This is a genomic window from Candidatus Flexifilum breve (assembly GCF_016713355.1).
In genome coordinates this window covers 1-14,274 of record NZ_JADJPI010000024.1, presented here as the reverse complement: position 1 = coordinate 14,274, position 14,274 = coordinate 1, and the positions used below count along the sequence as shown (strand labels likewise).

Below are 14,274 nucleotides of genomic sequence, written 5' to 3'. Positions count from 1 at the left end.
AGTTTCCTGCGTCAAAAGCTGTAGGGACGAGGCATGCCTCGTCCTGTTTTTTTCTCTGAATTGGACAAAAGTCTCCCATCCGTGCAAGCAAAAAGAAGGCTTTAGCCAATAGGGTGACGGCTAGTTTGGCAAAGGAGGACGAGGCATGCCTCGTCCCTACAATTAAAATCCTACCCCTGTTAGGGTGAGGTCAGCATTTCCGCCGACTCGCGTCCGCGTACCGCGCGTCCCATTCCGCGCGCAGCAGTGACATCATGTGCACATCGTAGTACACGCCGTCACGGTAGACGTACTGGCGCAGCGTGCCTTCCGGCGTGAAGCCGATCTTCTCGTAGGTGCGCCGCGCTCCCTCGTTGTAGGCCATGACTTCCAGCCCGACGCGGTTCATGTTCATTTCCCAGAAGGCGTATTTCAGCATCACCTTGACCGCGTCCGAGCCGTAGCCCTGACCCTGATCCGCTGGATCGCCGATATTGATGAAGAACGAGCAGTGCCGCGCCTGCCAGAAAATATCCTTGATCGCCAGCATGCCCACCAACCGATCATCGGCCAGCGTGCGGATGCCAAACGGGATGAACTGGTATTCGTCGACCTTGCCCAACCAATCCCGCATATCCCGTTCGTCGCTCGGATAGACCATGGAGCGGCGCAGCAAGCGCTGATTCTCCATGTCTTCCGTCCAGCGGGCGAGCAGGGCGTAATCGCTGTCCAGCAAACGGGCGAGGCGCACGCGCTCCCCGCGCAGCAGTTCATTTCCCAAGAACGGCACAGGCATCGATCAACCTTCCTTATCTGGAGTTCGCTCATTCATTATATGCAGTCGAATGTCTCAGGTGTGACAACTCCTGAAGATGTTTAAAAGGATGAGATCCTGACCACTTCGGCCCCTCCCCGACGGGGAGGGAGACAGCGGACTGTTGCCCTCCCTCCCCGCTTGCGTGGGAGAGGGGTTGGGGGTGAGGTCAAATGAATTTGCGGCTATAATCGGCAGTGATGAAGCCTATTGGGTCAGCGGATGAGTGGCTTATGCCTCTGCACAAGTGTTTGATCGCCAATCGCGGCGAAATCGCCGTGCGCATCCTGCGCGGGTGTCACGAGCTCGGCGTGCACACGGTCGCCGTGTATTCGGAGGTCGATGCCAACGCACGGCATGTGCAGCTCGCCGACGAAGCCTATCTGCTCGGCGCGGCCAACCCCGCGGACAGCTACCTCAACATCCCCAAACTGATCGATGCGGCGCGACGGTCGGGCGCGGACTGCGTGCATCCCGGTTACGGTTTTCTCTCGGAAGTTGAAGATTTCGCACAGGCGGTGCTCGACGCGGGCTTGGTGTGGATCGGCCCGCCGCCGGAAGCGATTCGCCTGATGGGGGTCAAAACCGAGGCGCGCGCCTTGATGGGTAGAGCGGGTGTGCCCCTCGTCCCCGGTTACCAGAGCAATGCGCAGAACGACGCTGATTTCGTCGCCGCGGCGGATCGATCGGTTACCCGGTGATGGTCAAGGCGGCGGGCGGTGGCGGCGGCAAGGGGATCTGCGTGGTCTACGAGCGGCGCGATCTGCCGGATGCGCTGGCAGCGGCGCGGCGCGAAGCCATGCACGCTTTCGGCGATCCGCGGGTGTTTCTCGAACGTTACATCGAGCATGGGCGGCACATCGAGGTGCAGGTGCTGGCCGATCAGTTCGGACACACCGTGCATCTGTTTGAGCGCGAATGCAGCGCGCAGCGCCGCCATCAGAAGGTGATCGAAGAGTCGCCGTCGCCGCTGCTCACACCGGAGATCCGCGCGCGCATGGGCGCGGCGGCGGTCGAGGCGGCGCGGGCGGTCCAGTACTACGTCAACGCGGGCACGGTCGAATTCATCGCCGCGCCGACGGGCGAATTCTACTTTCTGGAGATGAACACGCGCTTGCAGGTCGAGCATCCAGTCACGGAGATGGTGACGGGGCTGGATTTGGTCAAGCTGCAAATCGCGATTGCGGCGGGCGAACCGCTGCCCTTCACGCAAGCCGACCTCACGCAGCGTGGGCACGCCATCGAATGCCGCCTGTACGCTGAAGACGCGCCGAATGGCTTTCTGCCCGCGGTCGGCACGCTGCTGGACTTCATCCCGCCGAGTGGCTTGGGCGTGCGCGTGGATTCGGGGGTGGGCGCGGGCGATGCCATCACCATCCACTACGACCCGATGATCGCCAAGCTGATCGTCTATGATTGGACGCGAGATGGGGCCATTCGGCGTATGGACGCCGCGCTGCGCGATACGGTGATCCTCGGTACGACGACCAACCTCACGTTTTTGCGGGCGCTCATCAACCACCCGGCGTTCCAGGCGGGGGAGGTCGATACCAACTTCATCGAGACGCATCTCGCCGACCTGCTGCCGCCAGAATCGGCGCTGCCCAAAGCGGCCTTGATCGCGGCGGCGCTGCACGATTTGACCACCTCACCCCTGACCCCTCTCCCAAGGGCGAGGGGGAAGTGAGCGGTACAGCGTACCTGATCCGTGGGCGCGCACAGATGGGTTTAGAATCGGGTAAAGCTGGCCTCACCTCTTCCCCTCTCCCACGGGAGAGGGGAGGCATTCCAACTGAGTTTTCGCCCTCTCCGTTCGGAGAGGGATGGGGTGAGGCTTACTATTGAAAAGGATGGCTCCATGTGCGGACTGTTGACTTTACTGCTCGTCTTTGGTGGCTTTATCAGCGTGTTCGGCATTAGCTCGGCGGTGGTGATGCCCGTCGAACCCATCGGGTCGGTCGAGGTGACCGCCGTGCAAGCGTTGCCAATGACACCGACCTTCACGCCGACGCCCGCGCGCCGGGTGGGGAGCGTCCTCGCGCCGACCATGACGCCGTCGCCGACCGCGCTGCCTCCCGCCAATCCGCAGATTGTGAGCATTTGCGCGCCGCCCGACCAGAGCGATTTGCAGGTCGCCGCCGCGTTCGAAGGCAACCTGCTGCCCAGTCCCGCGTGGATGCTCTCCGCGACCAGCACCGAGTCGATGACGCGCTTTACGTGGAACAACAGCGCCTATGGCAGCGTCGCCATGCTCGAACTGCTGCACTACGACTGCGGCTACACCGACGACGACATCGACGCTTTCTATAACGAGGGTGTGTGGGATACGCTGTTCGCCAGCTACGAGTCGTGGAAGAAACCGGGGTCTGCCTCGTCGGACGGCTGCGTCTGCATGAATTCGCCGCGACCTACGCGGGCTCGAATTACACCATCCGCTACTGGATCGACCCGATCAGCGATCAGCGCGTGGCCGCGTTTATGCTCGTGTATCCGGAATGGGGACTCGACGAACTGGATGGGATCGCCGGGCAGCTGCGACCGGATCTGCCGTCCTGCGCCAGCTTATGATCGCCAGCTACGTCTATCAGGGCACGTCGTATAGCGTCGAACTGGAGCGCCAGCCGGATGGGACTTACAACGCCGTGATCGACGGCGCGACGATCCCCGTGCGTGTCATCCCCGCGCCCAACGGCGGCACGATCCTCGTGATCGGTGACGAACGTGTCACGACGCATGTCGTCCGCGCCGGGAATGAACGCCATGTGGCGGTCGGCGGCGACGCCTACACGCTCAGCCTGCCGGAGAAGCGCGGATCGAAGCGCGGCGGGGCGGGCGCGGGCAGCGGCGATCTCACTGCGCAGATGCCCGGTCAGGTACGCGAACTGCTGGCCGCGGAAGGGGACGCCGTCGAACGCGGCCAGCCGATTCTGCTGCTCGAAGCGATGAAGATGGAAATCCGCGTGACCGCCCCGGTTGCCGGGACGGTCAAACGGCTGCTGGTCAAGGCAGGCGATGTGGTCGAACGCGGCCAACGCCTCGCCGAAATCGGCTAGTCAACCTCACCCTGCTTGCTCCGCAAGCCGTCCCTCTCCGTGGGAGAGGGGCGGTTGAGCGCAGCGAAACGGGGTGAGGTTAGACAAAGTGCCGATTCTGAAATGACTTCATGCCTCGTCCTGATTCTTATAGATGGAAAAGCGGACAAGGCATGCCTTGTCCCTACAAAAGTACCGCTCATCGAGGTATTTCTACGCCTTTTAGACACCCGCTGAAGCGCGTCCATCTGTCTCCCCTCCCTGAATTCAGGGAGGGGTTGGGGGTGGTCAGAAGCGGCCTTACGGCCCGACGTTCGCCTGTTCCGTGATCTCCAGCGTGCCTTCAGTATCCGCGCCGCCGCTGGCAATCCAGATGTCGTACTGCCCCTCGACCGGATTCTCCAGATCGACCACCGGATTCAAATTCCCACTGCCTGAGTCGTCATTGCAGTACCAGTTGCCCTGTGGGTCGTTGACCAGCAGCGCGGTGTCGCCGTTCGCGTTCGTCGCCTGGAAGAAGATGCGCAGGAGCTGCGACGATCCCGACCAGTTGAGCCGCACATCCGGTTGGGCGGTCGCGCGCCCCACGCATTGATCGCCGAGGTTGAGCGTGCTCGTATCAATGTCGCCGCCGGCGATCACGTCCAGCGTGAACGGATCCGGTTCGAAGCCCGCCGCCAGATCGTATACGCCATAATTCGGGTCGAGCGTGTAATCCAGCGTGACGCCGGTCAGCAGTTCGGGATCACTGCCTGACACGGCAGGCGCAGCGGCGATTTGCTCGTTGCCCACCTGCCCAGCATTGATCTCCTGCGCGGTCACGCCCAGTTCGGCGAGGATGGCGGGCAGCGGCGTGATGCCGCCCAAGCGCCCACCGGTCGTGTTTTCCGCGCGCACGGCGGTCGGAATGCCGATGTATTCACCGTTCTGATTGACGACCGTGCCGCCGCTGTTGCCGGGGGAAATTTCCGCGTCGGTGTTATACCAACCGGCCACACGCTGACCGTTGAGCGATTCGTTCTGCACACCGGAGATCGTCCCCGTCGTGTAGACGAGGTAACCTTCGCTCAAGCCGGGGTAGCCGAACACGGAAATGTTCTCGCCGAGCCGTGCCCGTTCCGAGGCCAGCGGGATCGTCGGCAGGTTGAGGCTGGCCGTATCGATCTGGTTGCCATCGAGGTCGCGGTCGATTTGCAGCAGCGCGAAATCGATGGTCTCGGACACGCCGACCACGCTGGCGAGGAAGCTCTCGACGGGTGGTTCGGACGGGTCCTGCAGGATGAGGATCAAAAAGTCGTCCGATCCTTCGACGACGTGGCGATTGGTGAAGATCAGGCCGTCCGGGCTGACAATCGTCCCCGAACCGATGCCGACGACCTGTCCCTGCTTGAGCGCGCCGATTTCGACCACGCTTTGCGCAATCTGCGCGATCTGGTCCGGGCTGAGAGTCCCGGTCTGCGCGCTCACGCCGCTAGCTACCAGCCAGCTAAGTAGGACGACGAGCCATAACATCCGTTTCATCTGCTGTACTCCTTAGATGTAATGTAAGTTGTCAGAATTATGATTGTAATTGTTTAATGCTACATGAGACACGTTGGGCAATGTGCGTGGCTGTCCGGTAGCTCCGCCGAATAGCGTGAAGTCGTTTTAGATGCAGCGGACGCAATTCATTGCGTCCCTACACCAACACCGTCTTCTCGTAGGGACGCGATTTATCGCGTCCGCAAATTCCCAAAACCGACCTGTAACCCATTTTCACGGTGGTCTACGCACTTACCGGCTGTCCTCGACAACCTGCAAGTAGCAGATGCGGCGCGGATGGCCTATGATGAATCGAACGAGCGGAAACTGCTCCTACGGATTGATGGATATCTGAATCATGCAAACAGCGCAGCGGGCCAAGCTGAAAATCTATCTGGGGATGGCGGCAGGCGTGGGCAAAACCTTCGCCATGCTCGACGACGCGCGCGAAGCCAAACGCGCCGACGGCGTCGACGTGGTGATCGGCTGGGTGGAGACGCACAACCGCCCCGAAACCGACAACCTGCTGGCGGGCTTTGAGATCGTCCCATACCGCGCCGTCTCCGGCGGCGGCGTAATCCTCGCGGAGATGGATCTCGACGCCATCCTCGCCCGGCAGCCTGCGCTCGTGCTCGTCGATGATCTGGCGCACAGCAACGCGCCGGGGTCGCGCCATCCGCAGCGCTACCAGGATGTGCTGGAACTGCTCGACGCCGGGATCGATGTGTGGACGACCGTCAACGTGCAGCACTTCGACAGCCGCGCCGACACCGTGCAGACGATCACCGGGGTGAGGGTGAGCGAGCGTGTGCCTGATTCGATCCTCGAACTGGCCGACCAGATCGAACTGGTTGATTTGTCGCCGGAAGACTTACGCGCCCGCCTGCTCGAAGGCAAGGTGTATACGAGCGAACCGGTCGAAACGGCCATCAAGACGTTCTTTCGCATCGGCAACCTGACCGCGCTGCGCGAGATGGCGCTGCGCTTGACCGCCGAGCGCGTCGATCAGCAGTTACAGGACTACCGCCAGCTCAAGCAGATCACCACGCCGTGGAAGGCGGGGGATCGCTTGCTGGTGGCAGTCAGCCCGAGTCCGCTGTCCGAGCGGCTCATCCGCTGGACGCGGCGCATGGCCTACAACATGGAAGCGCCGTGGATCGCCGTCAATGTCGAACTGCCACGCCGTCTCTCGCCCGTCGACCGCGAACGCTTGATTCGCAATGTGGCGCTCGCCCGCGAATTCGGCGCGGAAGTCGTCACCACCATCGCGGGGGATGTAATCGCCGGGCTGATGCGTGTCGCCCACGAGCGCAACGTGACGCAGATCGTCGTCGGCAAGCCCGCGCACAGCCGCCTGCAGGATTTCGTGCGCGGCGGCTCTATCGTCAACCGCCTGATCGAAGCCAGCGGCGCGATTGATGTGTACGTCGTCACGGGCGACGAACCGGAGAGCAGCGCGCCGCGGACGTTTGTGCCGCCCGTCGAACGGCATTCGGCGCTGCGTCACTACCTGATCGCTTTCGCCATCGTCGTGTTGATCACGGTGGTGAGCATCTGGCTCAGCCCGATCATCGAGTATCAGGCGGTCGGCTTGATCGATCTGCTCGTCGTGCTGCTGATCGCAGCCTACCTCGGGCGTGGCCCCGCCATCCTCGCGGCGACTGTCAGCGCGGTGACGTGGGGGTATCTCTTCATGCCGCCGCGCAACACCTTCACCGCCGTGAATATTGAAGATGTGATTGTGCTCGGCCTGTACTTCGTGATCGCGCTGTTCGTCGGCAACTTCACGGCGAAAATCCGGCAGGGCGAACGGCAGGCGCGCCTGTATGCGGAACGCACGCTCGCGCTCTATCACCTGTCGCGCCAACCCTCGGTCACCGATGTGCTGCGCAGCGCGGTCGACGAAATTGAGCGCGCGTTCAATGCGGAAGTTGCCATTTTCCTCACGCTGCCCGACGACATGCTGGCGCTGGAAGCCCACCCGGCGAGCACGCTGCGCGTCACCGAGCGGCACTTCAGCATCGCCAAATGGGCGTTCGGAATCGGGCAAGCCTGCCGGGCGCTTCACCGACACGCTCTCACAATCCGACGCGACTTTTCTGCCGCTGATCACCTCCGGCGGCAAGGTCGGCGTCATCGGCCTCAAGCGCCGCGGCGAAACGCGCCTCTCCCGTGACGAAGAGACCCTGCTGGAGACGTTCACGCGGCAGATCGCGCTCGTCATCGAACGCGAACTGCTCAACGAAGCCGCCGCCCGCGCCGCCATGCTGCAAGCCTCCGAACAGTTCGCCACATCGCTGCTCAATTCGATCTCGCACGAGTTCCGCACGCCGATTGCGGCGATTGCGGGCGCGTCATCCGGGCTGATCGATCCGCTCATGCCGGACGCCGCCAAACCGGATCTCGTGGAGGATATTCAGGACGCGGCAGATCGGCTCAACTGGCTGGTCGGCAATCTGCTCGACATGACGCGCCTCGAAAGTGGGCGCGTGGAGGCTAAGCTCGAATGGTGCGACGTGACCGATCTGATCGGCTCGACACTGCATCGCATGGGGCGGCATCTGGACGCACACCCGGTCAGCATCAGCCTGCAGCGTGACCTGCCGCTCATCAAAATTGACTTTGGCCTGATGGAGCAGGTGATCGCCAATTTGCTCTACAACGCGGTCCGGTACACGCCGTCGGGCACGCCCATCGACATCAGCGCGACCGTCGAGGACAACGCCGTCTGCCTGCGTGTGACCGATCACGGCGGCGGGATCGCCCCCGCGGATCAAGCGCGTGTTCGAGAAGTTTTATCGTGCGCCGGGGGTGGCCGCGGGTGGTACCGGGCTCGGCTTGTCGATTGCGAAGGGGTTTGTCGAGGCGCACGGCGGCACGATCTCGGTCGCGAACCTGAACGGTGGCGGGGCGCAGTTCACCATTCGCCTGCCCATCAAGGCGCAGCCGCCGCCCCCGCCGGAGAGCACGCTGTAAGCGGGGCCGTCTGTGCAACCCTGATTGAATAGTTCGGGTGTGGGGCAATAGCGGGCCTTGCCCCTAAGCCGACTTTTACGGAACACCTTTAGAAGAAAACAAACGGACGCGACTCGTCGCGTCCGTAATCCTGCACAGCCCATCGGGTCGCACCACCGACCCCTGACCGTTTTATCACCCACCTTAGACGGTGAGCACGCTCACCATCAATTGGCTGTACTGGATGAACACCGTGTTGATCAAGTGGCGCGCCGTGTTCAGATCGCGCTTCTCAATCGCTTCGAGCAGTTGATCATGCAGTTCGATGTTGCTGTTCAAGCCCTGCGCGTTGACCGGGGCGCGCACCTGCCGGATCGCTTCCAGCATGCGCGTCTGGTTGCTCAAGAGTTCCAGAATCTGGCTGCTCAACGGCTTGTCGATAGAACGCGCCAGATAGTTGTGGAAGTCGAACAGCTTGTCGATGGCTTCGCGGCGCTCGTCTTTTGCGCGTGTTTGCGGGCCGCGTCGAGGATGGCATGGAGATCCGTCCCCATCTGCCGGGTGTACTTGTCGAACACCCACTCCATCGCCAAGCCTTCAAACGTGCGGATCAGCGCGTAGACTTCTTCGGCGGCGTCCGACGTAAAGCTGCGCACATATACCCCGCGCCGAGGGTTTTTCGTCACCCAGCCCTCTTGTTCGAGGATGCGCAGCGCGTCGCGCACGGTGATCTGGCTGACGCCCATCGTCTTCGCCAGATTGAGTTCAATCAGGCGTTCCCCGCTCAGGTACTTGCCGTCCAGAATGCCCGCGCGGATTGCGGCAGCTACAGACTCCGCTAATGTTGGTCCCGATATCGGAAGCCCCTCTCACCCACCTTGCCGCTGCCGCGCCGTTACTGGTCAATTGTTGGATGTAACGTCCACCGCTGGCATATACATAAAGTTCATCGCGCCCGGTTTCGGCAGAGGTGAAGATGAGCAGGCCGCCGTCGGGGTGCGCTGACACAGTCGATTCGTAGCCGCTGCCGTCGTAGATGAGTTCGTCACCGCCGCCATCGGCTTCCATCTGCCGGATGGCCGCGTAGCCTTCCCCTTCCGAGATGTACAGGATCTGACCATCTGGCGTCCAGACCGGAGCCGAGTCGCGCACGTCGTTATCCGTGAGCGCGTTCACCGTTCTGGTATCGAGTTCCAGACTCGCATGATCTCCCAGGTCTGCGCGTCGAAGGGGTCGCCATTCACAAAGACCAACATCGCGCCATCCGGTTGATAGCTGGGCTGCAGGTTGCGCTGACCGTCGCTATACAACTCCATCAATCCCGAACCATCGACCCGCACACGGTACAAATCATCCGTGCCATCACCGCGTACATCGCTCGAAAATACGAGCCAGTTACCATCAGGACTCCACGCCGGGAAACGATCCGCCACCTCGTTGTCCGTCACCCGCCGCACATTCATGCCGTTCATGTTCATCACGTAAATGTCGAAGTCGCCGTCGCGATCCGACATATAGGCGATGCGTTCGCCATCAGGCGAGACAACAGGAAACAGTTCCCGACTTTCACTGTTCGTCAGACGAATTTCAAAGCGATCTGGCAGTGACATCCTATAGACGTCAAAATTATCATCCCGATAAGCAAAATAAACAAGCGTTCCCGAAAGCATATTTTCGACCGTATTGTCCAGCGCCGGGGTCGGGACTTCGCCTACTGGCGCGACCTCCGTAGTCGCCTCCGCGCGGGGCAGCGGCGTGAGCGTGGGCAGGACCTGCGCGGTGGTGGTCGGCGCGGATTCAGCGATGCTGGGCGTGGTGGCGGGCGTCGGCTCGGCCAGCGAGTTGATCACCAGCATGGCGGCGACGACGATCAGGCTGAGCAGAATGCACCCGAACAGCGCGCCCACGCTGAGGCTCAACCACCAGCGCGACCCGCTGCGGCGCGGCACGACCGGGCGACTGGGGGGCGGCGTCATGACCACGGGATAGACGTAAGAGGAGGGCGGCGGCGTATTGCTGATCGGCGGCGGCACGCTGACCTGCGCCGGGAGGTGAATCGGCGGAGAGGGCTGCGTATCCAGCAAGGTGATCGGCGGCGCGTCCAACGCCTGTTTATAGGCGTCTGCGAATTCGACGGCCGTACCGTGGCGCAGTTCGCGGCGTTTGCTCAACGCTTTGAGGATCACGCCTTCGACGGCCAGCGACAATTCCGGACGGAATTCGCGCGGGGACGGCGGCGGCGCGGTGACCTGCAGCACAGCGGTGCCATAGGGCGTATCCGCTTCGAAGGGACGCACGCCAGTGATCATCTCGAAGACGGTGATGCCGAGCGCGTAAATGTCGCTGCGGCCATCGAGCGGCTTGCCCTGCGCCTGTTCAGGACTCATGTAGCTGGGGTGCCAACCGCGCCCTGCGTGGTGATCGAGCCGCTCGGCACTTCGCCAACCACGCGCGCGATGCCGAAATCGGTGAGGAAGGCGCCGCCCGCGTCGTCGAGCAGGATGTTGCTCGGCTTGAGGTCACGGTGGAGCACGCCCTTGCTGTGCGCGTAATCGAGCGCCGGGGCGATCTGCTGGATGATGCCGAGAATGGACTTGGGATCGAGCGCGCCCTGCCGGAGCTGCGAGTCGACCGAGCCGCCCGCCAGATAGCGCATGACGATGTACGGTTGGCCGTCGTGTTCGCCGTGATCGTACACGGGGACGATGCTGCGATGCTCCAGCGTGGAGACGATCTGCACTTCCCGGCTGAAGCGCTGCATATACGTGTCATCGCCGGGAATTGGCGCGGGAGCACCTTCAGGGCGACGAGCCGACTGCTCATCGAAATCTGGTGCGCCAAAAGACCCGCCGCCATGCCGCCGCGACCGATGACACTGCGAATTTCGTAACCGCCGACCCGCTTACGAATCCACTCGTCCATGCAGTCGCTCGTCTGTGAAGCCTACGCGCTAGCATTATAGCCGCGCGTCGGGTTTCTGAACATCCGCCTTACTTGCCGGTTTCCTCACTGCCACGCGCCGACATGTCCTCGATGCTGGTCAGGCGTTCGCGGACGTAGCTTTCGGTCGCGTCGCCCACCAGTTCGATGTACCACTCGTAGTAATCCCGCGCTTCGTCCCAACGTTCGAGGTCATAGAACGGGTCGGCGGAGCGGCGCACCGCGTAGCTGTCATACTCGTTGATGTCGAGCGCGTCCTCAAACGTTTCCAGCGCATCTTCCTTGTCTTTAAGCGCGTCCTGCGCTTCAGCGGTGGCGTGAGAATTTCGATGTTCTGCGGGATCAGTGGCGAGAATCGCTTCGAAATCGCTCAGCGCGGCTTCGCCATTGAACGCCAAAGTACACCCACCCGCGCTCGTAGTAGACGCCCGTCCACGTCGAGTCGAGTTCCAGCACACGGGTAAATCAACCAGCGCGCCTGCGGATCGCCCAATTGCAGTTGGATTTGCGCGCGCAGTGCGCGCCGGGTTTTCCTCGTAGATGGCCAGCGCCGCATCAATATCGGTCAGCGCAGCGGGAGTCGCCCAGTTCGTACTGAACCTGCGCGCGATTGGCATAGACATCCAGGTAATCCGGCTTGAGCGCAGCGTCTGGTTGTAGTCGCTCAGCGCGGCGTCTAACTGCGCGGTGTAGTAGTGAGCGACCCGCGGAAGTAGTAGGCGTCCACGTAGCCGGGATCGAGCGCGAGCGTCTGCGTGAAATAGGCGATGGCCGTCTCATTGTCGCCCCGGAGTCGAACGCCTGCATGCCCTGCGTGAAGTTCTGATAGCCGGTCAGCGTGGGCGTGAGGTCAGTTCCGCTCGTGCCGGTGGCGGTGTGCGTTGGGCGCGGCGTGCGGCTCGGCGGAACGGGCGTGAAGGTCGGGCGCGGTGTGCGGGTCAGTGGCATCTCAGCAGCGGTCGGCTCGACGGTCGCAGTCACTTCAGCGGTAAGGCTTCCGCCAGTGGCCCGCGGTCGCTTCCTCAGTGACGAGCAGGGCGGCGATCTCCGTGGGCGTGACGGGAGCGGCGGGCGGTTGGCCAATGCTTTGCAGCAGCACGACGATCACGCCGATCAGCGCCAGTACGGCGACCCCCGTGATGAGGCCGCGTGACGGCGGGCGGCGCTGCGAGCGCGTCTGCGGCAGTTGATCGGTCACGGCGGCGGTAGGCGCGGGCTTGGTGCGGGCCGAGATCGGCAGGGAGATGGGCGTGGTTTCGAGATCGGCTTCGCGATCTTTGGTGGCCGTCTCGAAGACGGTGGCATAGGCGGTCACAGTGGGGAAGCGATCCGCGGGCGCTTTGGCGATGGCCCGCTGCACGACCGCCGCGACGTTTTCCGGAACGTCCGGGCGCAGCACCTGCGGCGAGGGCGGCGCTTGATTGATGTGCTTATTCATCAGCGCGTAGGGCGTGGTCGCCTCAAAACGGCAGTTCGCCCGTCAGCGGTTGATAGGTGAGATCCCGAGCGCGTATTGATCGGCGGCGGGCGTCAGGTCTTGATCCATCCACTGTTCCGGCGCCATATAATGACGGCGTGCCGAGCAGCGCCGTGTGCGTGGTCAGCACCTGCGACGATTGGAGCAGCTTGGCGATGCCGGAAATGACCAGATAGGCGTCGCCGCGCCCGTCGAACATGACGTTGTCAGCTTGATGTCGCGGTGACCAGCCTGCGCCGTGCGCGTATATTCGAGCGCGGCGGTGATCTGCCCGAGAAGCGTGGCGATCTCCGTGAGCGACAAGTGTTCGCCGCGGCGCATGCGGTCTTCGCTGGTTTCGCCCGTGAGCAAGCGCATGACGACGCAGCTCACGTCGCCGGAAATGCCGTAATCGTACAGCGGGACGATCTGCGGGTGTTCCAGCGAGGCGACGATCTTGGAGCCTCGCGGTTGAAGCGTCTGCGTAGCCCGGTTCGTTGACCACCGACAGCGACATCACCTGATGGCGACGCTGCGATCCAGCGCGCGGGCTGGTAGCCCCGGCAGACCGCGCCCATGCCGCCGCGTCCGATTAATTCTTCTTTCAGCCTACTACCGACCGAGGGTCCGTCCGCTGAGATTCTGCCCATTCATTGCCAGTTCACCTTGTGCCGAGTCGCCGTCAGTTCAGTCAGTTCGCGCGCCCGGATTAGTTTAGGCGAGCCGCAGCGGTAGTCCAATCAGTTCCATGCCGTGCGCGCGCCAGAGCGCCGGGTCCTGAGTGCGGCATAGCATCAGCGCTGGTCACTTCCCGGAAGAAGGCTCCGGCGTTCCCGGCGGGCAAAAACGTGATGAGCATCCGCCCGGTCGTGCTGCTCACCGACGCTCCACACATGCGGGACATCTGGTGGCGCGAGCACCGAATCCCCGGCTTGAGCGTCAGCCGTTCCTGACCACGGCAAGAATGAATTCTTCCACCGCGTAGTTCCATTCGTCCTGCGCGTGCAGATGCCGCGCTGGTCCACTGGCCGATGGAAGGTGTTTTCCAGAATGAGCAGGTCGGGCGTAGCCACTTTGAACGCAATCGAGCTGATGCTGAGCCCCGATACCTCCGCCGAATACATCTTGTCCTGCGGGCACAAGCTGAAACCGTGGGCTGCGGCGTGTTCGCTGGTGTGCTGCTCATCATCTCTGTTCACCTCTGAGAAGCCATTTGAAAATACGTTGTTTTTCGTTGTGTAGGACACGGCCGTGCGCCCCTTACGAGAAAATTTGCGAATATTCAGATGGTTCCCGAAAGCACTCCCATTACGGCACGATCACGCCGTAACGCTGTGATTAGGTTGCGGCGTGCTCACACTTATCCGTCCGGACGATCCTCGTACCATACGTTCAGTATGACATGAATTTCGTTTGGCTGGCGATTAACTTCAGGCCAGCGTGCCGGATTCGCTCAACCTATACCCAAAATCGATCCCTTCGTATAATGATGCGCGGTTTTGTCATTCGCACCTGCAGGACCCAGGTATGTATATTCTCGGCATCAATGCAAGGTATCACGGCGGCGCGTCGGCCTG

At 62.3% G+C, this 14,274-nt stretch carries 19 protein-coding genes; 6 read left to right on the top strand and 13 right to left on the bottom strand.

From position 1 onward, the window contains the following. Positions 1 to 190: 190 nt before the first annotated feature. On the bottom strand, positions 191 to 775 hold the full coding sequence (locus IPK17_RS20650) for a GNAT family N-acetyltransferase (protein ID WP_343419591.1): 585 nt from the start codon (positions 773 to 775) through the stop codon (positions 191 to 193). 251 nt (positions 776 to 1,026) lie between these two features. Between IPK17_RS20650 and IPK17_RS20645 the strand changes: the two genes are divergently transcribed. The 4 genes from IPK17_RS20645 (at position 1,027) to IPK17_RS20630 (ending at position 3,846) form a co-directional block, all read left to right on the top strand. Further along, positions 1,027 to 1,494 (top strand): biotin carboxylase N-terminal domain-containing protein, encoded by a 468-nt coding sequence (locus IPK17_RS20645; protein WP_343419590.1) that lies wholly within the window; start codon positions 1,027 to 1,029, stop codon positions 1,492 to 1,494. Beyond that, complete coding sequence (locus IPK17_RS20640; RefSeq protein WP_343419589.1) at positions 1,494 to 2,480, top strand: ATP-binding protein; 987 nt, start codon at positions 1,494 to 1,496, stop codon at positions 2,478 to 2,480. Before IPK17_RS20645 ends, IPK17_RS20640 begins: the two co-directional genes overlap by 1 nt. A 171-nt stretch (positions 2,481 to 2,651) precedes the next feature. Beyond that, complete coding sequence (locus IPK17_RS20635) at positions 2,652 to 3,395, top strand: hypothetical protein (RefSeq protein ID WP_343419588.1); 744 nt, start codon at positions 2,652 to 2,654, stop codon at positions 3,393 to 3,395. Continuing rightward, positions 3,358 to 3,846: an acyl-CoA carboxylase biotin carboxyl carrier protein subunit gene (locus IPK17_RS20630; protein ID WP_343419587.1), complete on the top strand. Its 489-nt coding sequence runs from the start codon at positions 3,358 to 3,360 to the stop codon at positions 3,844 to 3,846. Before IPK17_RS20635 ends, IPK17_RS20630 begins: the two co-directional genes overlap by 38 nt. Positions 3,847 to 4,125: 279 nt before the next feature. Here IPK17_RS20630 and IPK17_RS20625 read toward each other — a convergent pair whose 3' ends face one another. Continuing rightward, complete coding sequence (locus IPK17_RS20625) at positions 4,126 to 5,346, bottom strand: S1C family serine protease (RefSeq protein ID WP_343419586.1); 1,221 nt, start codon at positions 5,344 to 5,346, stop codon at positions 4,126 to 4,128. A gap of 358 nt (positions 5,347 to 5,704) precedes the next feature. Here IPK17_RS20625 and IPK17_RS20620 point away from each other — a divergent pair, with 358 nt between their 5' ends. Together IPK17_RS20620 and IPK17_RS20615 are read left to right on the top strand one after the other, a co-directional pair. Then, positions 5,705 to 7,522, top strand: coding sequence for a DUF4118 domain-containing protein (locus IPK17_RS20620; RefSeq protein ID WP_343419585.1), 1,818 nt, complete (start codon positions 5,705 to 5,707; stop codon positions 7,520 to 7,522). Continuing rightward, complete coding sequence (locus IPK17_RS20615; protein WP_343419611.1) at positions 7,446 to 8,354, top strand: histidine kinase dimerization/phospho-acceptor domain-containing protein; 909 nt, start codon at positions 7,446 to 7,448, stop codon at positions 8,352 to 8,354. The genes IPK17_RS20620 and IPK17_RS20615 overlap by 77 nt, the downstream gene beginning before the upstream one ends. 151 nt (positions 8,355 to 8,505) lie before the next feature. Here the strand turns inward: IPK17_RS20615 and IPK17_RS20610 are convergent, their stop codons facing one another. The 11 genes from IPK17_RS20610 to IPK17_RS20560 all read right to left on the bottom strand — a co-directional run bounded on the left by IPK17_RS20610 (position 8,506) and on the right by IPK17_RS20560 (position 13,944). After that, a complete protein-coding gene (locus IPK17_RS20610) occupies positions 8,506 to 8,754 on the bottom strand; it encodes an FCD domain-containing protein (protein WP_343419610.1) in 249 nt (82 codons plus the stop codon). Next, the gene (locus IPK17_RS20605; RefSeq protein WP_343419609.1) at positions 8,727 to 9,089 is read right to left on the bottom strand and encodes a GntR family transcriptional regulator; all 363 of its coding nucleotides are present in this window, start codon (positions 9,087 to 9,089) and stop codon (positions 8,727 to 8,729) included. The genes IPK17_RS20610 and IPK17_RS20605 overlap by 28 nt, the downstream gene beginning before the upstream one ends. Continuing rightward, entirely contained in the window at positions 9,067 to 9,477 is a 411-nt protein-coding gene (locus IPK17_RS20600; protein ID WP_343419584.1) for a TolB family protein, read from the bottom strand. Before IPK17_RS20600 ends, IPK17_RS20605 begins: the two co-directional genes overlap by 23 nt. Further along, the gene (locus IPK17_RS20595; RefSeq protein WP_343419583.1) at positions 9,474 to 10,688 is read right to left on the bottom strand and encodes a DUF5050 domain-containing protein; all 1,215 of its coding nucleotides are present in this window, start codon (positions 10,686 to 10,688) and stop codon (positions 9,474 to 9,476) included. The genes IPK17_RS20600 and IPK17_RS20595 overlap by 4 nt, the downstream gene beginning before the upstream one ends. Continuing rightward, complete coding sequence (locus IPK17_RS20590) at positions 10,685 to 11,062, bottom strand: serine/threonine-protein kinase (RefSeq protein ID WP_343419582.1); 378 nt, start codon at positions 11,060 to 11,062, stop codon at positions 10,685 to 10,687. The genes IPK17_RS20595 and IPK17_RS20590 overlap by 4 nt, the downstream gene beginning before the upstream one ends. A 229-nt stretch (positions 11,063 to 11,291) precedes the next feature. Beyond that, entirely contained in the window at positions 11,292 to 11,864 is a 573-nt protein-coding gene (locus IPK17_RS20585) for a tetratricopeptide repeat protein (RefSeq protein ID WP_343419581.1), read from the bottom strand. After that, complete coding sequence (locus tag IPK17_RS20580; RefSeq protein WP_343419580.1) at positions 11,797 to 12,222, bottom strand: hypothetical protein; 426 nt, start codon at positions 12,220 to 12,222, stop codon at positions 11,797 to 11,799. Before IPK17_RS20580 ends, IPK17_RS20585 begins: the two co-directional genes overlap by 68 nt. Position 12,223: 1 nt before the next feature. Further along, on the bottom strand, positions 12,224 to 12,679 hold the full coding sequence (locus IPK17_RS20575; protein ID WP_343419579.1) for a hypothetical protein: 456 nt from the start codon (positions 12,677 to 12,679) through the stop codon (positions 12,224 to 12,226). 22 nt (positions 12,680 to 12,701) lie between these two features. Then, positions 12,702 to 12,917: a hypothetical protein gene (locus tag IPK17_RS20570; RefSeq protein WP_343419578.1), complete on the bottom strand. Its 216-nt coding sequence runs from the start codon at positions 12,915 to 12,917 to the stop codon at positions 12,702 to 12,704. After that, a complete protein-coding gene (locus IPK17_RS40645) occupies positions 12,842 to 13,102 on the bottom strand; it encodes a hypothetical protein (RefSeq protein WP_350341644.1) in 261 nt (86 codons plus the stop codon). The genes IPK17_RS20570 and IPK17_RS40645 overlap by 76 nt, the downstream gene beginning before the upstream one ends. Before the next feature lie 389 nt (positions 13,103 to 13,491). Beyond that, positions 13,492 to 13,944, bottom strand: a complete 453-nt coding sequence (locus tag IPK17_RS20560; protein ID WP_343419576.1) for a hypothetical protein — start codon at positions 13,942 to 13,944, stop codon at positions 13,492 to 13,494. Between the last annotated feature and the right edge of the window lie 330 nt (positions 13,945 to 14,274).